This window comes from Blastomonas sp. UPD001, assembly GCF_003426715.1.
Lineage (GTDB): Bacteria > Pseudomonadota > Alphaproteobacteria > Sphingomonadales > Sphingomonadaceae > Blastomonas.
Map to the genome: position 1 here is coordinate 2,080,068 of NZ_QKVT01000001.1, position 18,869 is coordinate 2,098,936.

18 protein-coding genes and 1 pseudogene are annotated in these 18,869 nt (G+C 66.0%); 12 read left to right on the top strand and 7 right to left on the bottom strand.

Translation table 11 applies throughout. From position 1 onward, the window contains the following. Positions 1-4: 4 nt before the first annotated feature. From DM995_RS10575 to DM995_RS10605, 7 genes are all read left to right on the top strand, one after another. A complete protein-coding gene (locus DM995_RS10575) occupies positions 5-772 on the top strand; it encodes a flagellar basal body L-ring protein FlgH (protein ID WP_116969402.1) in 768 nt (255 codons plus the stop codon). An 11-nt stretch (positions 773-783) separates the two neighbouring features. Beyond that, positions 784-1,896 (top strand): flagellar basal body P-ring protein FlgI, encoded by a 1,113-nt coding sequence (locus tag DM995_RS10580; protein WP_023838675.1) that lies wholly within the window; start codon positions 784-786, stop codon positions 1,894-1,896. Between the two features lie 17 nt (positions 1,897-1,913). Next, on the top strand, positions 1,914-2,255 hold the full coding sequence (locus tag DM995_RS10585; RefSeq protein WP_116970421.1) for a rod-binding protein: 342 nt from the start codon (positions 1,914-1,916) through the stop codon (positions 2,253-2,255). After that, positions 2,252-3,583: a flagellar hook-associated protein FlgK gene (gene flgK, locus DM995_RS10590; protein WP_116969403.1), complete on the top strand. Its 1,332-nt coding sequence runs from the start codon at positions 2,252-2,254 to the stop codon at positions 3,581-3,583. Before DM995_RS10585 ends, flgK begins: the two co-directional genes overlap by 4 nt. Positions 3,584-3,602: 19 nt before the next feature. After that, the gene (locus tag DM995_RS10595; RefSeq protein ID WP_116969404.1) at positions 3,603-4,463 is read left to right on the top strand and encodes a flagellin; all 861 of its coding nucleotides are present in this window, start codon (positions 3,603-3,605) and stop codon (positions 4,461-4,463) included. 155 nt (positions 4,464-4,618) lie between these two features. After that, on the top strand, positions 4,619-5,482 hold the full coding sequence (motA, locus tag DM995_RS10600) for a flagellar motor stator protein MotA (protein WP_023838671.1): 864 nt from the start codon (positions 4,619-4,621) through the stop codon (positions 5,480-5,482). A gap of 3 nt (positions 5,483-5,485) precedes the next feature. Beyond that, positions 5,486-6,487, top strand: coding sequence for a flagellar motor protein MotB (locus tag DM995_RS10605; protein WP_116969405.1), 1,002 nt, complete (start codon positions 5,486-5,488; stop codon positions 6,485-6,487). A 20-nt stretch (positions 6,488-6,507) separates the two neighbouring features. Here DM995_RS10605 and ribH read toward each other — a convergent pair whose 3' ends face one another. From ribH to DM995_RS10630, 5 genes are all read right to left on the bottom strand, one after another. Further along, positions 6,508-6,930 carry a 6,7-dimethyl-8-ribityllumazine synthase gene (ribH, locus tag DM995_RS10610; protein WP_116969406.1) on the bottom strand — a complete coding sequence of 141 codons (423 nt, stop codon included), beginning with the start codon at positions 6,928-6,930 and terminating at the stop codon, positions 6,508-6,510. Between the two features lie 39 nt (positions 6,931-6,969). Further along, on the bottom strand, positions 6,970-7,563 hold the full coding sequence (locus tag DM995_RS10615; protein ID WP_116969407.1) for an ABC-type transport auxiliary lipoprotein family protein: 594 nt from the start codon (positions 7,561-7,563) through the stop codon (positions 6,970-6,972). A gap of 11 nt (positions 7,564-7,574) precedes the next feature. Further along, positions 7,575-8,522: an MlaD family protein gene (locus tag DM995_RS10620; protein WP_023838667.1), complete on the bottom strand. Its 948-nt coding sequence runs from the start codon at positions 8,520-8,522 to the stop codon at positions 7,575-7,577. Positions 8,523-8,586: 64 nt separating this feature from the next. Beyond that, complete coding sequence (locus tag DM995_RS10625) at positions 8,587-9,435, bottom strand: ABC transporter ATP-binding protein (protein ID WP_023838666.1); 849 nt, start codon at positions 9,433-9,435, stop codon at positions 8,587-8,589. After that, the gene (locus DM995_RS10630; RefSeq protein WP_116969408.1) at positions 9,432-10,544 is read right to left on the bottom strand and encodes an ABC transporter permease; all 1,113 of its coding nucleotides are present in this window, start codon (positions 10,542-10,544) and stop codon (positions 9,432-9,434) included. Before DM995_RS10630 ends, DM995_RS10625 begins: the two co-directional genes overlap by 4 nt. Before the next feature lie 140 nt (positions 10,545-10,684). Between DM995_RS10630 and DM995_RS10635 the strand changes: the two genes are divergently transcribed. The 3 genes from DM995_RS10635 to DM995_RS10645 all read left to right on the top strand — a co-directional run bounded on the left by DM995_RS10635 (position 10,685) and on the right by DM995_RS10645 (position 13,509). Next, entirely contained in the window at positions 10,685-11,401 is a 717-nt protein-coding gene (locus tag DM995_RS10635; protein ID WP_232824310.1) for an HAD family hydrolase, read from the top strand. Between the two features lie 35 nt (positions 11,402-11,436). Further along, entirely contained in the window at positions 11,437-12,876 is a 1,440-nt protein-coding gene (locus DM995_RS10640; protein WP_116969410.1) for a M24 family metallopeptidase, read from the top strand. 276 nt (positions 12,877-13,152) lie between these two features. Next, positions 13,153-13,509 carry a hypothetical protein gene (locus DM995_RS10645; protein WP_116969411.1) on the top strand — a complete coding sequence of 119 codons (357 nt, stop codon included), beginning with the start codon at positions 13,153-13,155 and terminating at the stop codon, positions 13,507-13,509. Between the two features lie 19 nt (positions 13,510-13,528). Here the strand turns inward: DM995_RS10645 and DM995_RS10650 are convergent, their stop codons facing one another. Further along, positions 13,529-14,440 (bottom strand): prephenate/arogenate dehydrogenase family protein, encoded by a 912-nt coding sequence (locus tag DM995_RS10650; RefSeq protein ID WP_116969412.1) that lies wholly within the window; start codon positions 14,438-14,440, stop codon positions 13,529-13,531. Next, positions 14,437-15,537, bottom strand: a complete 1,101-nt coding sequence (locus DM995_RS10655; protein ID WP_116969413.1) for a pyridoxal phosphate-dependent aminotransferase — start codon at positions 15,535-15,537, stop codon at positions 14,437-14,439. Before DM995_RS10655 ends, DM995_RS10650 begins: the two co-directional genes overlap by 4 nt. A gap of 422 nt (positions 15,538-15,959) precedes the next feature. Between DM995_RS10655 and DM995_RS10660 the strand changes: the two genes are divergently transcribed. Further along, complete coding sequence (locus DM995_RS10660; RefSeq protein ID WP_116969414.1) at positions 15,960-17,660, top strand: ShlB/FhaC/HecB family hemolysin secretion/activation protein; 1,701 nt, start codon at positions 15,960-15,962, stop codon at positions 17,658-17,660. Then, a pseudogene (locus tag DM995_RS10665) lies at positions 17,660-18,869 on the top strand (hypothetical protein); the annotation flags it as partial. The gene DM995_RS10660 and the pseudogene DM995_RS10665, both read left to right, overlap by 1 nt.

Below are 18,869 nucleotides of genomic sequence, written 5' to 3' on the forward strand. Positions count from 1 at the left end.
GTTCATGACAATTGACTCCACATCCTTTTGTCCCGAGCGCCGTCGAGGGACCTTGGATAACGGTGGTGCGACGTCCCTCGACTTCGCTCGGGACAAACGGGCCTGGATAGCGGTCGCGATCACGGCGGCCCTGTGCGCCTCTACCCCCGCCGATGCGAAGAAGAAGAAGCAGCCGATCCAGCCCGATCCGGATTATGCGCCGACGCTGTCGATGCCGCGCCCGGCGCCGGCCGTTCCCAATGGCGCGATCTTCCAGGCGAGCAACGGCTATTCGGCGCTGACCAACGGCGCGCGCGCCGCGATGGTCGGCGATGTGCTGACCATCGCGCTCGTCGAGCGCACCCAGGCGGTCAAGTCGAACGGCGCGAATACCGATCGCACCGGCAGCATCGGCCTGACCCCGCCCACCACCGGCCCGCTGAGCTTCTTCAACCCGTCCGATGTTTCGGCGGGCGGCAATACCAGCTTCCAGGGCCAGGGCACCGCGCAGCAGTCCAACTCGCTGCAGGGCCAGATCACGGTCACCATTGCCGAGGTCTATCCCAACGGCACCATGCTGGTGCGCGGCGAGAAGCTGATGAGCCTCAACCGCGGCGCCGAGCATATCCGCTTCAGCGGCATCGTGCGCCAGATCGACATCGGCGCGGACAATGTCATTCCCTCCTCGCGCGTCGCCAATGCGCAGATCGTCTATGGCGGCACCGGGGAGATCGCGCGCGCCAGCCAGAAGGGCTGGTTGCAGCGCTTCTTCGAAATCATCAGTCCGTTCTGAAGGCCTTTGACATGACCCTTTCCTCAACCCTTCGCCTGGTCGCCGCGCTGATGCTCGCGCTGCTCGCTGCGATGCAGCCGGCGCATGCCGAACGGATCAAGGATCTGGGCGGCTTCCAGGGTCTGCGTGCCAACCAGCTGACCGGCTATGGCATCGTCGTGGGGCTTGCCGGCACCGGCGACGACGCGCTCGAATATGCGACCGTCGGCATGCGCGGGGTGACCAACCGGTTCGGCCTGACACTGCCGCCGGGCATCAACCCCGCCACCAAGAACGCCGCTGCAGTGCTCGTCACGGCCGAACTTCCCGCCATGGCCAAGCCCGGCCAGCGGCTCGACGTCACCGTCTCCGCGCTCGGCCGCGCCAAGTCGCTGCGCGGCGGCACGCTGATCATGATGCCGCTGCTCGGCGCCGATGGGCAGATCTATGCGATGGCGCAGGGCAACCTGGCCGTGGGCGGTCTGGGCGTCAGCGGCGCCGACGGATCGAGCACCGTCGTCAACATTCCCTCGGTGGGCCGGATTGCGGGCGGCGCGACGGTCGAGCGCGCGGTCGATACCGGGTTCGACCAGAGCCCTTACCTCATGTTCAACCTCGCCGATGCCGACCTCACCACCGCGATGCGCGTGGCCGATGCGATCAACAGCCAGTTCGGCTATGCGCTCGCCGTCGCCAATGACGCGGTCTCGGTGCGGATCGCCGCGCCCGTCACTGCGCAGGAGCGGGTGCAGATGATGTCCCGGATCGAGAATATCTCGGTCACCCCTGCCGAGGCCCCAGCGAAAGTAATTGTTAACGCGCGCACGGGTACGGTCGTTATCAATGGCGCGGTGCGTATCGGGCCCGCGGCAGTGAGCCATGGCAAGCTGACCGTGAAGGTCCAGGAAGCGCCCACCGTCGTCCAGCCCGCGCCGTTCAGCCAGGGCCAGACCGCGGTCGAACAGCGCAGCCAGGTGGCGATCGAAGAAGAGGCCAACCCTGCATTCGAGATCAAGCGAGGTGCCAACTTGTCCGAGATTGTCGAAACCATCAATGCCATCGGAGCCTCGCCGAGCGATCTCGCCGCGATCCTGGAAGCCTTGAAGCAGTCCGGCTCGCTCAAGGCGGAGCTGGTGATCCTGTGACGGTCATGCCCGCCTCGATGGCGTTTCCGCTCGCGCGCGCCGGCACCGCGCTGCCGCTCGACCGGCAGGCCCGGGCCGCTGCATCCGCCGCCGGCGGCGCGCAAGGTGCCGCGCCCGGCAAGAGCGATGCCGAGACCGCCGAGCTGCGCAAGGCGGCGCAGTCGTTCGAGGCGATCTTCCTGCGCCAGATGATCGGCGCGATGCGCAGCGCCACCGATGGCGACACGCTGCTCGGATCGACCGCCACCGACCAGTTTCGCGACCTGATGGACGCACGCGTCGCCGAGGACATGGCCGGCAAGCAGAGCTTCGGCATCGCCGACATGGTGCTCAAGCAGTTCGGGATCGATAAGCCGTGAGCAACCTTCTCAACATCGGCCGGTCGGGCCTGCGGGCGTTTTCGCGCTCGATGGAGGCGGTGTCGCACAACATCGCCAATGCCGAGAATCCCGATTATGTCCGCCGAAGCGTGCAGATGAGCGACGCCACGGTCTCGGGCTCGCTCAACCCCGCCTATCTGTCGCAGACCGGCCTCAATGGGGTGCGCATCGCGCAGACCGTGCGCGCGTCCGACGAGTTCATCGAGGCGCAGGTCCGCCAGTCGGGGGCCGCGCGCATCCGCGCCGAAACCCAGCTCACCTGGATGGAGCGGCTCGAGACCAATCTCGACAATGCCGGATCGAATGTCGGCACGCGGCTGAACACCTTTTTCAGCCGCGCCGAGGAAGTCGCGGCCGCGCCGTTCGACAACTCGCTCAAGCTCACCCTGCTCAGCGAGATCGATGCCGTGGTCGACGCCTTTCGCCGCACGAGCAGCAACATGACGCTGACCGCGCAGCAGGTCAGCCAGGGTGCGACGCAGGAAGCCAACACGCTCAACGCCGCGCTCGAGAACCTCAACAAGATCAATCTCGACATCACCCGCACCAAGGAAGGCACCGATGCGCATGCGGGCCTGCTCGATGCGCGCGATGCGATGCTCGCGACGATCACCGAAAAGCTCAACGCGACGATCAGCCTGGCCCCCAATGGCACCGCATCGATCAGCTATGGCGGGCAGCAGCTTGCGGGCGTGAATTTCGCTGCCACGGTCACCACATCGACCAATGCCGATGGCAGCCTGGCGCTGCAGGTCGATGGCATCGCCGTCGCCGTGCCCAGCGAAGGGTCGCTGGCAGGGCTGAGCCGCGCAGGCGCGACCGCGCAGGGACGGCTCAACGATCTGACCGCACTGGCGCAGCAGTTCGTCAGCGATATCAATGGCTGGCAGGCCCAGGGCCGCACGCTCGGCGGCGCGGTCGGTGCGCCGTTGCTGACCATGCCGGGCGACGTCTCGACGCTCGCGGTGACGACGCGCGACATCAACATGCTCGCGATTGCGGGGGCCGATGGCACCCCCAACGGCAATCTGCTGACCCTGCCGGCGCTGCGCACCACCGCCGGTGTCGAGACGCAGTGGAACAATTTCATGGCGGGCTTTGCCACCAGCCTCGCTTCGGTGCGCAGCGAATCCGATGCGGCGACCGCGCTCGACGAAGGCGCACGCCGCCGCCGCGATGCGATGTCGGGGGTCGATCTCGACCGCGAAGCCGCCGATCTGATCCGGCTGCAACAGGCCTATGAAGCGTCGGCGCGCGTGATCCAGGTCGCGCGCGACACCATGCAAACCATTCTCAACGTGTTCTAGAACCACAAGGCAAGACGTTATGGTCCAGTCCGTAAACCGCTATCGCGCGCCGCAGGATGTCACCCGGCAGGTGCGGCTGAGCCAGCAGATCGCCGACCAGCAGGCGCTGGTGGGCGGGGAAAGCCGTATCGCCAAGCCCTCGAACGACCCCAAGGCCTGGCTCGAGGCATCGAACATCTCGCGCTTCCAGTCGGACGAAACCGCCTGGGTCAACAATCTGGGCCGCGCCGATACCCGCGCCAACCAGGCCGAGGCGAGCCTCAACACCATCGTCAGCGGCCTGATCCGCACGCGCGAGCTGCTGCTGCAGGCCAATACCGGCACGATCAGCCCGACCGACCCCGAAGTGCTCGCGCTCGAGGTCGAGGGGATCAATTCCGATTTCAACGACGCGCTGGGTCAGCGCGACAATTTCGGCGGGCAGCTGTTCGGGACCGGCCCGGTCATCCGCGTACCGATGGGCGATGCGCGCTTTGTCGTCGCGGCGCCCAATCTGGACGAGGTCCAGGCCAATATCGATGTCGGGGGCGGTGCCACGCGCAGCCTCGGACAGATCATGAGCGACACGGCGGCGGCAATCCGCGACACGTCTCCGGCGGGCCAGGCGAGCCGTTCGGCGCAGCTGGTCGCACTCGACGGCGCGATCGACCGGATGACCCAGCTTCTCACCCGGCAGGGCGTGGTCAAGGGATCGATCGAATCCGCGCGCGAGGAGCTTGAACAGAGCAAGCTGTCGCTCGCCTCGCGCAAGTCCGAGCTGGTCGATGCCAATGTCGCCGAGGCGCTGACCCGGCTGCAGACGCTGCTCACCAATCTTCAGGCGACCCAGGCGGTCTATGCGAAGATTTCGCAGCAGTCGCTGCTCGACTATCTGCGCTGATGCCGCCCCGGGTTAACGAGAAAGCTCAGGCTGTTAACCCTGTTTTGCCCTTAACCACGATCGCCAAAAGCCGTTCTACGATCTGAACGGGCCGGTTTTTCGGCCCGCATTGCGCCACCGTCCGGTGGGCAACGATCACGATCAAGGGAACCGCGATGTTCGCAGCAATTGGCTTTGTCGTCCTGCTTGTCATGGTCTTTGGCGGTTTCGTGATCGCCGGGGGCAGCATCGCGGTCATCCTGCACGCGTTGCCGCTCGAAATGATGATCATCGGCGGCGCGGCGGCGGGGTCGATGCTCATCGGCAATTCGGGCGGCCACATCAAGGCGATCGGCGGCGGCGTCATGACCGCGTTCAAGGGATCGAAATATAAGAAGCAGGACTTTCTCGACTGCATCTTCCTGGTGTCGAAGCTGATGAAGATGCTGCGCACCGAAGGCCCGGTCGCGCTCGAACCGCATATCGAGGACCCCAAGAGCTCGTCGGTCTTTTCCGAATATCCCACGCTGCTCAAGGATTCGACGCTGATCCACCTGATCTGCGACTCGCTGCGGCTGGTCGTGGTCTCGTCGGGCCAGCTTGATCCGCATGCGGTGGAGGATGTCGTCGATCAGGCGATCAAGACACACCATCACGAGGCGATCGCGCCTGCCGACGGCCTGCAGAACCTGGCCGACGCGCTGCCCGCGCTGGGGATCGTCGCGGCGGTTCTCGGGATCGTCAAGACCATGGGCTCGATCGACAAGCCGCCGGAAGTCCTCGGCGAGATGATCGGCTCGGCGCTGGTCGGAACGTTCCTGGGCGTGCTTCTGGCCTATGGCTTTGTCGGTCCGCTGGCCAACCGCTGCAAGCAGGTGGTCGAGGCCGATGGCGCGATGTACCATGTCGCCAAGCAGATCATCATCGCCTCGCTGCACGGCCACCCGCAGCCGCTGGTGATCGAGGCTGCACGTTCGAGCCTGGGCCATGCCAACCAGCCGACCTTTGCCGACGTCTTCGACGGCATGCGGGGCCGCTAAGCCATGGCCGCCAAGCGCAAGTCCGATCCGGTGGAGAATGTCCGCCCGATCATCGTCAAGAAGGTCATCGAGGAAGGCCATGGCGGCCATCATGGCGGCGCCTGGAAGGTGGCCTATGCCGACTTCGTGACGGCAATGATGGCGTTCTTCCTGCTGATGTGGCTGCTGGGCGCGACCGAGGAAAAGGACCGCAAGGCGATTGCCGACTATTTCGCGCCGACCATTGTCGAGCTGAAATCGGGCAGCGCCGGGTCGAACGGCCTGTTCGGCGGGGAATCGATCGTCGGCCGCGACGATTATCCCAATCGCGCGGGCCAGACCGGCACGCAATCGATCACCATTCCGCAGGATGCCACCGGCACCGCCGACGAAGCGGGCAACAGCGAATATGCCACGCTGACCGAAGAGCAGAAGGCGGCGATGAAGAAGGTGCAGCAGCTGGCCGAGAAGGAAAAGTTCGAGAAGCTGAAAAAGCAGCTCGAGGAACGCCTGGGCAGCAGCGAGCAGCTGAGCAAACTGCTCAAGAACGTGCGCTTTACCGACACGCGCGAAGGCTTGCGCATCGATCTGGTCGACGAGGCGAATTTCAGCATGTTCGCGCTGTCGACTGACAAGCTGGTGCCCAAGGCGGCCGAACTGCTGAAGGAGGTGGCGCAGGTCATCAACGGCATGCCCAACCCGGTGATCATCCGCGGGCATACCGACGCGCTGCCCTATGCCTCGGGCAAGACGATGAACAACTGGATGCTCTCGACCAGCCGCGCCGAGGCGACGCGCCGGGCGCTGGTGATCGGCGGGATCAATCCTGGTCAGGTGCATCGCATCGAGGGCGTGGCCGACAAGGAGCCTTACAACCCGATGGATCGCAACGATCCGGCCAACCGCCGCATCTCGATCACCCTGGCGTTCAGCGATGCGGCCAAGGGCGAAGGCCCCGCACCGGGAGCCAGGGCGGCTGGCAGCATGCCGTCACGCCCGGTGCCCGCGCCGCTCCCCTCCAAATAGGGGCGCGACCGGGCGCGGGATCAACCGGCCAGCTTTTCCGAGATTTCGAGCATGGCGATGGCGGCGCGGGCCGCGTCGCCACCCTTGTCCTTCTCTTCCTTCTTCGCCCGGGTGAGCGCCTGCGCCTCGTTTTCCACGGTGAGGATGCCGTTGCCGATCGGCAGGCCGTCGAGCGTCAGCGCCATGATCGCGCGCGCGCTCTCGTTCGAGACGACCTCGAAATGATAGGTCTCGCCGCGGATGATCACGCCGATCGCGACATAGCCGTCGAAGCGCTGCGTCTCCGACGCCATGGCGATGGCCGCGGGGATTTCGAGCGCGCCCGGCACCGTCAGCGTCTCGTGGCTGTGGCCAGCCGCCTTGATCGCGGCGCGTGCGCCCTCGAGCAGCAGGTCGTTGAGATGGTCGTAGAAGCGTGCCTCGACGATGAGGAAATGCGCCATGGTCCGGTTATCCTGTGATGAAACGAAAAAGGGGGCTGATCAGCCGGTGGTCCAGGCCGCGACCTCGGCTGCGACGGTGTTGGCCGCCTGGTTCAATGCCGCACCCACGGTCACCGCGTCAACCGTCGTCACCGGAACGCTCGCCTCGAAGCGCTGCTTGCGCAGCGGGCTGCCGGGCTTGCGCACCACCGCATCGAAACGGACGATCACCGCGCGCCTGTCCTCGTCATAGCCGAAGCGCTGGAGCTGGCCCGACAGCATCGTGCTGCGCTCCGCCCCGGTCTCGACCTGGTCGAGCACCAGCCGTCCGCTCTTTGCCGCCAGCGTTTCGGCGAGCACGGTGCGGAACAGCCGAGCGGGCTTGTCGGCCCAGACCGCGTCCTTGACATAGGCGATCGCGCTGTCGCTGACCTGCACCGGCACGCGCACCTGATCGAGCGTGCGCTCGACCGTCGGAATATCGACGACGATCGCATCGGTCACCGAGGCCGAGGCCATCGAGCCCGGCCCCGGCATGGCGCTCGAGGTCAGCGTGAGCAGCTGCGGCGGCGCTTCGGACCCGAAGCTGACACAGCCGGCGAGCAAGGCGGAGGCCGCCCCGGCGGACAGCAGCGAACGGACGGTGGCGGTCATGCGGGGGCCTCTCAATTCTTCGGCTCGTAATCGGGCAGCGGCGGTGCGCTGAGCAGTCCGCCCGCGCCTTCCTGATCGATCTTCTCGGTAATCGCCGACAGCGCCCTTGCGGTCACGCGCAGGTCGCGCACCAGCGCCTCGGTCTCGGGCAACGTCGTGGTGGAGAACTGGCGCAGCCCCGGCTTGGCCTCTTCGAGCGTCTCGGTGAGCTTGACCAGCGCCTTGTCGGTATCGGCCAGCGTCTTGGCGAGCTGCCGCGCCAGCGGACGGCCTTCGCTGTCGAGCACCTCCTTGGTCGATTGCGCGGTCATGCCGAGCTGTTCGGCAGCGACACCTGCTTTGGTGAGGGTAACGCGCAGTTCGGCCAGCGCCGCGCGCATTTCCGGCGCGCTATCGGCCAGCTCGCCGGTCAACCGCCCGCTGTTCTTCAGCAGAACGGAAATCGACTTCTGGTTCTCGTCGGACAGCACCTGGGTGAAGCGCTCGGTCAGCGTCGCCAACCGTTCGAGCAGCAGCGGCGCGTTGTTGAGCAACTCGCCCAGTGCGCCGGGCTTGGTCGGGATGACCGGCACGCCCTCGGGCCCCGGCTCGGTGATCGCGGGCGCGCCCTGCTTGGCCCCGTCGAGCTGGATCTGCGATACGCCGGTAAAGCCGACGCCCTGGATCGTGGCGGTGGTACCTTCGAGGATCGGCACATGCGCATCGACCTCGATCCGCACGCGCACGAACTGCGGGTCCTTGGCCCAGAGCGCGATCTCGGTCACCTGGCCCGAAGGCACGCCCGAATAGGCGACCACCGAGCCCTTGGCGATGCCGTCGACCGAGGTCTTGAAGAAAATGTCATAGGGCTGGCGATCGGTTTCGCCCAGGCCCGCCAGCCAGATGACAAAGGCGGCAATGCCCGCCAGCAGCACCAGGGTGACGGTCCCCACCCAGACATGATTGGCGCGTGTTTCCATGGCGTTGGTTATGCCCCTGATGTTCTGATGGTGTAAACCGCCAATGCGGCGCGGAGTTGCCCGGTCACCGGAGGAACCCCCGGCTCTTGCTGCTGGCCGGAAGGCGCTTTCGTTTCAGCTCCTCGTCGGCATGGCTGACGGCAGCGGCGCGGCCGCGCGGACCGTTGAAATATTCCTGGATCCACGGATGGTCGGTGGCGAGCAGTTCGGGAATGGTGCCGATGGCGATGACCTTCCGGTCGGCGAGCACCGCCACCCGGTCGCAGATCTCGTGCAGCGTATCGAGATCGTGCGTGATCAGGAACACCGTGAGCCCCAGCGTGCGCTGCAGCTCGCGGGTGAGCGCATCGAAGCGCGCCGCGCCGATCGGGTCGAGCCCGGCGGTCGGCTCGTCGAGAAACAGCACATCGGGGTCGAGCGCCAGCGCGCGCGCCAGGCCGGCGCGCTTCTTCATCCCGCCCGACAGTTCGGAGGGATATTTGTCGGCCGCATCCTCGGGCAGGCCTGACAGCGCGATCTTGTAGAGCGCGATCTCGCGCCGCAGCTTGCGATCGATATTCGGATAGAATTCGGCGAGCGGCACCATCACGTTCTCGGCGACGGTGAGCGTCGAGAACAGCGCGCCGCCCTGGAACAGCACGCCCCAGCGGCTGCGGATCGAGACATCCTCTTCCTCGCCGTCGAGGATGGACTCGCCCAGCACCTCGATGCGCCCGGTATCGGGGCGTTGCAGCCCGATGATCGAGCGCATCAGTACCGACTTGCCGGTGCCCGACCCGCCGACCACGCCCAGGATCTCGCCATGCCGCACGTCGAGCGACAGATCCTCGTGCACCACCTGCTCGCCGAAGCTGTTGGTCAGCCCGGTAATGCGGATGGCGACATCGCAGTCCTTGTCCCGCGCCGCGCTCATCCCCAGCCCACTTCGGTAAAGAACACCGCGAAGAACGCATCGAGCACGATGACCATGAAGATCGCCTGGACCACGGCGGCGGTGGTGCGCGAGCCGACTTCCTCGGCATTGCCGCGCACCTGCATGCCCTGATAGCAGCCGGCAAGCGCGATGATCAGCCCGAAGACCGGCGCCTTGATCATGCCGACATAGAAATCGGTGATCGGCACCACTTCCTGAATGCGGACGATGAAGGTCGCCGGCGGAATCTCGAGCACGATCCAGCACAGGAACGCGCCGCCGATCATCGCGACGATCATCGAATAGAAGCCGAGCAGCGGCATCATCAGCACTGCAGCGGTCACGCGCGGCAGCACCAGCGCCTCGACCGGCGACACGCCGATCGTGCGCATCGCATCGACCTCTTCGGTCAGCTTCATCGTGCCGATCTGCGCGGCAAAGGCGCTGCCTGATCGGCCCGCGACCATGATCGCGGTCATCAGCACGCCCAGTTCGCGAATGGTCAGCCGACCGACGAGATTGACGGTGAACACCTCCGCCCCGAACTGGCGCAGCTGCACCGCGCCCTGCTGCGCGATGACGATGCCGATGAGAAAGCTCATCAGCCCGACAATGCCGAGCGCCGAGACGCCGACCAGCTCGAAATGGCGCACCGTCGCCGCCCAGCGGATACGGCGCGGATGCGCGATCAGCGACAGCAGCGATCGCACCAGCGCGCCGAAAAATCCGAGCATGCCGAGCATCGAGCCAAAGGCCAGCATCGTCGCTTCGCCGACGCTCGCGAGCACCCGGTTGATGACATTGGGCCGGTGCGGCGGAACGACATCGCTGATGTCCGATCGGCCCACCGCTTCGACCAGCCGACCGCCCGATTCGCTCAGGTTCACGATCTCGCAGCGATGGTCGCGCGCCAGCCGATAGACCACCCAGGCGCCGACCGTGTCGATATGTCCGGCATCGGCCATGTCGATCAGGGCGACATTCTGGTCGATCGCCTTCAATCGCCTGTCGAGCGCGGCAATGGTGGTGATGTCGAGATTGCCGGATAAGCGCAGCACCGCGCCGGTCTCACCGCGCTCTTCGATCGCAAAGTCGGCCGGGGCACCCATATACCGCCCTTCTTGTGCGATAAACGGTGCAATCACAAGCACCTTGGCGGATAATTGATCACAGCAAGATTCGGCCTCATGCCATCGATACGCAGCACTGACGGCTTGTTTCCCGCCGCATTGGCGTTAAAGCTCGCCGCGTGGGGGAGAGGATAGCCTTTTACGACATGGACCGGACGATTACCGTCCACCCCACCTATGCGCGTTTCCTGCTCTGGATGGCGCTGCGCCATGCGCCCTGGCGGCTGGTGCTGCTGCCGCTCTCGCTGCTCTCCGCCATCGGCTATGTGCTGCGCCTGGTCAGCCGCGACCAGCTCAAGCAGATCAACCAGTCCTTGCTGCTTGGCCATCTGCGCGTGGCCTGGCTGGCCGAGCCCATGGCGGCGCATGCCGAGCATGTCTTTGCCACCAATATCCGCCCCGGCGCGCTGGAACAGATCGCGGCCGACCGCGCCGATGGCTACCGCATCGTCATCGCCACCGCCTCCTACCGGCTCTATGTCGAGGCGATCGCGCGGCGGCTGGAGATCGACGACGTGATCGCGACCGACCTTGTCGCCTCGCACGGCACCGTGCAGCCGAAGATCGCCGGGCACAATTGCTACGGGATCCACAAGGCCGAGATGATCGCCGCCTGGATGGCCGAACACGGGCTCGATCCGGGCGAATGCACCATCCGCTGCTATTCGGACCATGTCTCCGACATTCCGATGCTCGAGCTGGCGCACGAGGCGTTCGTCACCAACGCGCACATGCCGATGCGGATCGTCGCGCGCGAACGCGGCTGGCCCGAGCTCGACTGGCCAGGAGCACTCGCGCCGCAGCACAGGGTGGCGCAACCGGGCGTGACCGGCTAGGCACCGGCTTTACCTGATGCCTAACGGGGAAGCTCATGAAATCCGTCGCCGCCTTGCTCTCCACCGCGCTCGCCGCCTCGCTGATGCTTGCCTCGCCCGCATCGGCCCAATCCGCGGGCAATACCGCCGAGGCAGAGGCCCCCGATTATCCCGCCGTCCTCCCCTTGCGTGAACAGGCGAAGCTGCGCGATGCCTGGCTTGCCCAGCGGCTGGAGACCGTCGTCCCGGCGCTGATGCGCGAACAGGGTGTCGACATGTGGGTACTGATCGCGCGCGAATATGATGAGGACCCGGTGGTCGCGACCATGCTCGATGCGCGCTCGATGCACGCGCGGCGGCGCACCATCCTGGTGTTCTTCGATCCGGGCGAGGGCAAGCCGGTCGAGCGGCTGACGGTGAGCCGCTATGGCCTGGCCGGGCTGTTCGCCCCCGCCTGGACACCCGAGCAACAGCCCGACCAGTGGAAGCGGCTCGCCGAGATCGTCGCCGAGCGCAACCCGCAGAAGATTGCGATGAACATTTCCTCGCAGACCGCGCTTGCCGACGGGCTCAGCCACAGCCAGCACGAGGATTTCGTCGCCGCGCTGCCCGAAGAGCTGCGCAGCCGCATCGTTCCCGCCGGGCCGCTCGCCATCGGCTGGCTGGAAAGCCGCATCCCGGCCGAGATGGAGGTCTATCCGTCGATCGTCCGCCTGGCGCACGCGATCATCGCCGAGGCGCTGTCGGACAAGGTCATCACGCCGGGCCAGACCACGGCGGAGGACGTGCAATGGTGGATGCGCGAAAAGATCAGCGCGCTGGGCCTCAAGACCTGGTTCCACCCCTCGATCAATATCTTCCGCGCCAGCGAGGCGGGCGAGCTGACCGGCGATGCCGTCATCCAGCCCGGAGACATGCTCTGGACCGATTTCGGCATCACGTACCTGGGGCTCAACACCGATACCCAGCACCTCGCCTATGTGCTCAAGCCCGGCGAGAGCGACGCTCCGCAAGGCCTGAAGGCGGGGCTCGCTGCCGCCAATGCGGTGCAGGACCTGTTGACCGGCGAGTTCCGCGTCGGCCTGACGGGCAACGACCTGCTCGCCGCCACCCGCGCCAAGGCCATCGCCTCGGGCTATCAGCCGAGCATCTATTCGCACCCGATCGGTTTTCACGGCCACGGAGCCGGACCGGCGATCGGCTTCTGGGACAATCAGGACAGCAGCCCTGCAGGCAACTATCTGGTCCGCGCGAGCACCGCCTGGTCGATCGAGCTCGCGGTCACCAACAACGTGCCCGAATGGGGCGACAAGGCGGTCTCTTTCCGCACAGAAGAGGACATGTTCTTCGACGGCGAGAAGGTCGCCTATCTCGACGGACGGCAGGAAAAGTTCCACCTGATCCGGGGCGCGGCGGACGCGCCGGTCGAGACCATTGAACCCGCGCCGGAACCCGAAGCGCTGCCGGTGGAACCGGTCGCGGATTCGGGGGAGTGACCTAACCACCTCCGCTCAGCCTGAGCCTGTCGAAGGCCACGCGCCATCTGTCTCAGATATATCCGCCTTCCGCCGCAAGCCGAAATCGAGCGGTGCGATGGCTCCATGCTCTTTGTGGATACCGGCTTCCGCCGGAAAGCGATGCTTTTGATCCGCCACCACTATCGCGGGGCCTTCGACAGGCTCAGGCTGAGCGGACGTTTGTGCGTGTCTTGCGAGCAGCTTGAATGACTGGCACTTTATTCAGCGATCAAACATAGCTCGAAGGACCAGCCATTGAATTGGTTTCGCCAGATCCACGATCTCTGGACACAGATGGGCGCAGCGCGTTTTGTTCTTTTTTTCGGCCTGCTTTCGAGCGCAACCGTTGCTTATGTTATGTTTGGCATGTGGGCGTCCGACCGCATTGGATGGCCCGAGGCTTACGGCTTCAGGTGCCAGGGTCGAGGTTGCGTCTTCATTCAAATGGCCCAAAGCTACAAGCTGCTGCAATCACCGACCTTGGACGAGCTGATCGTGTTTGCTTGGCTGTGGGCGATCATTGGCCCCGCCACCATAGCCGCCGTCATCATTGTTATTCGGCGGAAATGGAAGCGCCACAGCCAGCGCATACGACCGCTTCGGCCTAACTGAATGAATAACATCAAGGCCCTTACTGATGCACCCGCCCGAAATCGGGTTTCGCGTCATCCTGGCCCTGTTCGATGATCGAGCGGCGGATGGCGCGGGTGCGGGTGAACAGCGCTTCGAGCTCGTCGCCCTTGTCCCAGCGGATCGCGCGCTGCAGCGCGGACAGGTCTTCGGAGAAGCGCTGGAGCATCTCGAGCACCGCGTCCTTGTTCGACAGGAACACGTCGCGCCACATCACCGGATCGCTGGCGGCGATGCGGGTGAAATCGCGGAAGCCCCCGGCCGAATATTTGATCACCTCGCTCTGTGTCACGCCCTCGAGGTCGCTCGCGGTACCGACGATCGTATAGGCGATGAGGTGCGGCAGATGGCTGGTCACCGCGAGCACCAGATCATGATGCGCCGCGTCCATGGTCTCGACATTCGCCCCCAGCGCCTGCCAGAAGGCGGCGACCCTGGCGCAGGCGGCCGCATCGGCCTCGGCATCGGGGGTCAGGATGCACCAGCGGCCCTTGAACAGCGAGGCAAAGCCGGCCTCCGGCCCGCTATTCTCGGTGCCCGCCACCGGGTGCGCGGGGACGATGATCGCCTGGGGCAGCGCCGAGCGCAGCGCGGTGAGCACGCTCGCCTTGCACGATCCGACATCGCTGATGATCGTCTCGGGCGACAGGTGCGCGGCCATGGCGCTGGCGGCGGCGGCCATCGCGCCGACCGGCACGCATAGGATCACCATCTCGGCGCTCGCCAGTTCGGGGCCGAAATCGGCGTTATAGTCGTCGCACAGTCCGATCGCTTGCGCGCGCGCGCAGACATCGGCGCTGCGGTCATAGCCGAGGATGCGCGTCTCGGGCAGCGCCTGGCGCACCGCGCGGGCGATCGACGATCCGATCAGCCCCAGCCCGACGATCGCGATGGTGCCGAACGGCCCGCTCATGCGGTCACCAGATCGCGCAGCACCTGCGCGATGGCGCGCATATGCGCCTCCTCGCCGATGGTGATGCGCAGCGCATGGCTGAGCCCCTGGCCCTTGGGCCAGCGCACGATATAGCCCGCCCGCATCAGCGCCTCATAGGCCGTTTCCGCACTCACCGCGCCTTCGAACAGCACGAGCAGGAAATTCGCGTGGCTGGGCACCACGGTCACGCCATGATTGCCGAGTTGCGCGAGCTCGCCCGCCAGCCATTGCCGCCAGACAACATTATGCTCGCGCGAGCGGATGACGAATTCCTCGTCCGCCAGCGCCGCCAGCGCCGCCGCCTGGCCGGTCAGCGTCACGTTGAAGGGCCCGCGGATGCGGTTGAGCGTGTCGATGATCCCTTGCGCGCCATAACCCCAGCCGATGCGTTCGCCGGCCAGGCCATAGATCTTGGAGAAGGTGCGCGTGACCAGCACGTTGGACTGGGTCCGCGCCAGTTCGAGCCCGCGATCGTCCTCGTCCGCGTCCAGATATTCGGAATAGGCCTGGTCGAGCACCAGCAGCACGTCCGACGGCAGCCCGGCATGCAGCCGCGCGATCTCCGCCCGCGGCGTCAGCGTGCCGGTCGGGTTGTTCGGGTTGGCGAGATAGACCACGCGGGTGCGATCGGTCACGCAGGCGAGCAGCGCATCGACATCGGTCGCATAGAAGTTGTCTGGCGCAACTACCGGCGTCGCGCCGCACCGCCGCGCGGCGATATCATAGACCGAAAAGCCGTAGCGGACATACACGACCTCGTCGCCCTGCCCGGCATAGCCCTGCGCCGCCAGGTTGAGCAGCTCGTCCGATCCTGTGCCGCAGACGATCCGCGCCGGATCGAGCCCGTGCACCTTGCCGATCGCCTCGCGCAGCGCGCTGCTGTCCGGATCGGGATAGAGCGAGGGCGCGAGCGTCGCGCCTTGCGCCCTCGCCTCGAGCGCCGCCGGGCTGGTGCCGAGCGGGTTCTCGTTGGCGGACAGCTTGACGAGCGGGCGGCCGTCCGCACCGGTCGATTTGCCGGGAACATAGGCGTGGATCGAGGCGATCCACGATTTGGGCTGGGGCTGGCTGGTCATGGGGCGGGCGCATAGCGCGAGTCGGGCGACAGGGGAAGCCGCGAGCGATGCTCGCCGCCCCGGCCCCTCGGGCATGCGCCGGAGGATCGGATATCGCGCGGAAAATGCTTAACAAAATCAACCGCCGCTGCGCTCTTGTGATGGCCTTCAGTTGCAACGGGCAAGCATATGTTAAGTCTGGATAATTTTGGGACAGCGGGCTTTTGCGACTTGCCCCCGGAATGAGGCTGCGTTAAGAGACGCCCCAAGGTCGCCCAGGAAAGTGCCAGCGGAATAACCGCGGTGCAATCCAGTTTACGGTCCGGGGTGATGGGTAGGGTCCGTTCTCCCCCGGGTATCCGCACAGGCTACAGGGGGTGATCTTGGCGACACGCTTTTTCCGCACGCGACAGCTGATTCTGTGCACGGCGACCTGTGCCGGAATGCTGTGGACGACGGCGGGCCAGGCCCAGCAGGTCAATGTCCCCTCTCCCCCCACCCGTGAGGAAATCGAGCGCCCCGTCCAGCAGCGCAGCGAACGGCCGGCCCGTCTGACCGTCGAAGGCGATATCGAGCGCGCGCCCTGTCCGCTGGCCGACCCTGCCTATGCCAATGTCAGGCTGACGCTGACCGAGGCGCGCTTCAACAATCTGGGCCCGATCGCGCCGATCGAGCTGCGCCCGCTCTACGAACAGTATATCGGCACCGAACAGCCGGTCGCGGTGCTGTGCGAGATCCGCGACGCGGTCGCCACCAAGCTGCGCCGCGACGGCTATATCGCCGCAGTACAGGTGCCCACCCAGCGCATCGACAACGGCGTGGTCCAGTTCGAGGTGCTCTATGCCAAGCTCACCCAGATCCGCGTGCGCGGCGATGCGGGCAATGGCGAGAAGCTGGTGGCGAGCTATCTCGAACGGCTGACCGAGGGCACGGTGTTCAATCAGAAGCTCGCCGAGCGCTATCTGCTGCTGGCGCGCGACCTTCCCGGCTATGACATCCGCCTGACCCTGGTACCGGCGGGCACGGGTCCGGGCGAACTGATCGGCGACGTCACGGTGCGGCGCACCCCGTTCGAGGTCGACCTCAACGTCCAGAACATGGCCGCCCGCGATGCCGGCCCCTATGGCGCGCAGCTGCGCGCGCAATTCTATGGCCTGACCGGCATGGGCGACCGCACCTATGTCTCGGCCTATTCGACGCTCGATTTCCAGGAACAGCAGATCGTCCAGGCCGGTCACGAATTCCGCGTCGGATCGGAAGGCCTGACGCTGGCCGGACGCTTCACCTATGCCTGGACCGAGCCCGACATCAACCTGCCGGCGGGCGTGACCAGCAAGATTACCGCCACCACGTTGCTCGCCAGCGCCGAGGCGCGCTATCCGCTGGTGCGCAGCCAGGCGGCTTCGCTCTACAGCGCGATCGGGCTCGATTATGTCGATCAGGACATCGATTTCATCGGCCCGCTGTCGCGCGACCGCATCCGCATCGCCTATGCCCAACTTTCGGGTGAGGCGATTGACATGGCCAATGGCGCCGCGCCGCGCTGGCGCATGGCGGGCCTGCTCGAATTCCGCCAGGGCCTGTCGATCCTGGGCGCCAGCGATCCGTGCAATTTCGTCTGCGCGCTGGTGCGCACCCCGACCACGCGTGGCGATGGCGACCCGACCTCGACGCTGATCCGCGGCGAGATTTCGGCAGAGGCGGCGCTGGGCGACAATGCCTCGATCTTCATCCGCGGCCGCGGCCAGATCGCCTTCGATCCGGTGCTGAGCTTCGAGGAATATTCGGGCGGCAACTTCACCATCGGGCGCGGCTATGATCCGGGCACGATCGTCGGCGACGATGGCGCGGGCTTCCAGGCGGAGCTGCGCGGTCCGCAGATCAGCCCGATCAAGGATGTCGACTTCTTGTTCCAGCCCTTTGCCTTCATGGATGTCGCCTGGACCTGGGACGATGGCCGTCCCGGCGATCCGCAGCGGCTGAGCTCGGTCGGCGCCGGCGTGCGCGCGCGGCTCAACGACCGGTTCCGGCTCGATGTCACCGTCGCGGTGCCGACCGAAGCCGCCGGTCTGCGCGCCGACACGCCCGATCCACGCATCCTGTTCACCCTCACCACTCTGCTTCTGCCCTGGGGAGCCCGCTGATGGCCTATGACCGCACCCTGACCGCCCGCCGCGTCCTGCTGGCCAGGGCGACGTCCGCGCTCGCTTTGGCCACCGGCCTTGCCATCGGAAGCACCGGCCCGGCGCATGCCCAGGCATTCGAGGGCACGCCCACGGTGGTATCGGGCGGTGTGGGTATCAATCGCACCCCCGGAACCGACAATATCCGCGTCGATACCAACCAGGCGGTGATCAATTGGACCACCAACGACACCGCGATCGGCGGCGGCGTCATCAACTTCCTGCCCAATGGCCGCACGGCGTTCTTCCGCAACAACCCGACGACGCAGAACCAGTTCACCGTCCTCAACCGCATCATTCCCACCGATCCCAGCCGCGCGATCGCGATGAACGGCACGATCATCAGCCAGCTGCAGACCGGCGCGGGCCTCGTCTCGGGCGGCAATGTCTGGTTCTACAGCCCGGGCGGCATCGTCATCGGCGCGACCGGCGTGATCGATGTCGGCGGGCTGGTGCTGACCAGCCTCGATCCGGTGCGCGATGCGGGCGGCAATTTCGTCACTGCGGGCGGATCGTTCACCCTGGGTCCGGCAGCGTCGGCCACCAGCTATGTCCAGGTCGATCCCGGCGCGCAGATCCGGCTGACCCCCGAAAACAGCTATGTCGCGATGGTCGCGCCGATCATCCGGCAGAATGGTGGCGTCACCGTCAACGGCACCGCCGCCTATGTCGCGGCCGAGGCAGCGACGCTGACCTTCGGCGGCGGATTGTTCGATATCCAGGTCACCACCGGCACCAATGGCGATGCCGCTGCCGGGAATGCCGCCATCGTGCACAATGGCAGCACCACGGGTCCGGCGAGCAGCGCTGCAGGCGACAATCATCGCATCTACATGGTCGCGATCCCCAAGAACAACGCGATCACCACGGTGATCGGCGCGGGCAGCACGCTGGGCTTCGACATTGCCGGAGCCGCCGATGTGCAGGGCAATTCGATCATCCTGTCGTCGGGCTTCAACGTTTCGGGTGACACGATCAACGTGGCACCGGTCAACCCTGCGCAGCAGGCCAGCCTGTCGATCTCGTCGGGCACCATCACGTCCGCGATCAACGCCGCCTCGTCGTTCCGCACCAATGTCAGCGTCGGCAGCGGCACGCTGAACCTGGCGGGCGATGCGCGCTTCCATGCCGACAACCAGGTCACGGTCACCGCCTTTGGCACCGGTACCA

Coding starts and splice junctions, on each gene's coding strand:
- DM995_RS10575 (WP_116969402.1), top strand. CDS start 5: ATGACAATTGACTCCACATCCTTTTGTCCCGAGCGCCGTCGAGGGACC.
- ribH (WP_116969406.1), bottom strand. CDS start 6,930: ATGGCGCATTTCCTCATCGTCGAGGCACGCTTCTACGACCATCTCAAC.
- DM995_RS10595 (WP_116969404.1), top strand. CDS start 3,603: ATGGTCCAGTCCGTAAACCGCTATCGCGCGCCGCAGGATGTCACCCGG.
- DM995_RS10615 (WP_116969407.1), bottom strand. CDS start 7,563: ATGACCGCCACCGTCCGTTCGCTGCTGTCCGCCGGGGCGGCCTCCGCC.
- DM995_RS10580 (WP_023838675.1), top strand. CDS start 784: ATGACCCTTTCCTCAACCCTTCGCCTGGTCGCCGCGCTGATGCTCGCG.
- DM995_RS10650 (WP_116969412.1), bottom strand. CDS start 14,440: ATGAGCGGGCCGTTCGGCACCATCGCGATCGTCGGGCTGGGGCTGATC.
- DM995_RS10630 (WP_116969408.1), bottom strand. CDS start 10,544: ATGGGTGCCCCGGCCGACTTTGCGATCGAAGAGCGCGGTGAGACCGGC.
- DM995_RS10655 (WP_116969413.1), bottom strand. CDS start 15,537: ATGACCAGCCAGCCCCAGCCCAAATCGTGGATCGCCTCGATCCACGCC.
- DM995_RS10620 (WP_023838667.1), bottom strand. CDS start 8,522: ATGGAAACACGCGCCAATCATGTCTGGGTGGGGACCGTCACCCTGGTG.
- DM995_RS10605 (WP_116969405.1), top strand. CDS start 5,486: ATGGCCGCCAAGCGCAAGTCCGATCCGGTGGAGAATGTCCGCCCGATC.
- motA (WP_023838671.1), top strand. CDS start 4,619: ATGTTCGCAGCAATTGGCTTTGTCGTCCTGCTTGTCATGGTCTTTGGC.
- DM995_RS10585 (WP_116970421.1), top strand. CDS start 1,914: ATGGCGTTTCCGCTCGCGCGCGCCGGCACCGCGCTGCCGCTCGACCGG.
- DM995_RS10660 (WP_116969414.1), top strand. CDS start 15,960: ATGCTGTGGACGACGGCGGGCCAGGCCCAGCAGGTCAATGTCCCCTCT.
- DM995_RS10640 (WP_116969410.1), top strand. CDS start 11,437: ATGAAATCCGTCGCCGCCTTGCTCTCCACCGCGCTCGCCGCCTCGCTG.
- DM995_RS10625 (WP_023838666.1), bottom strand. CDS start 9,435: ATGAGCGCGGCGCGGGACAAGGACTGCGATGTCGCCATCCGCATTACC.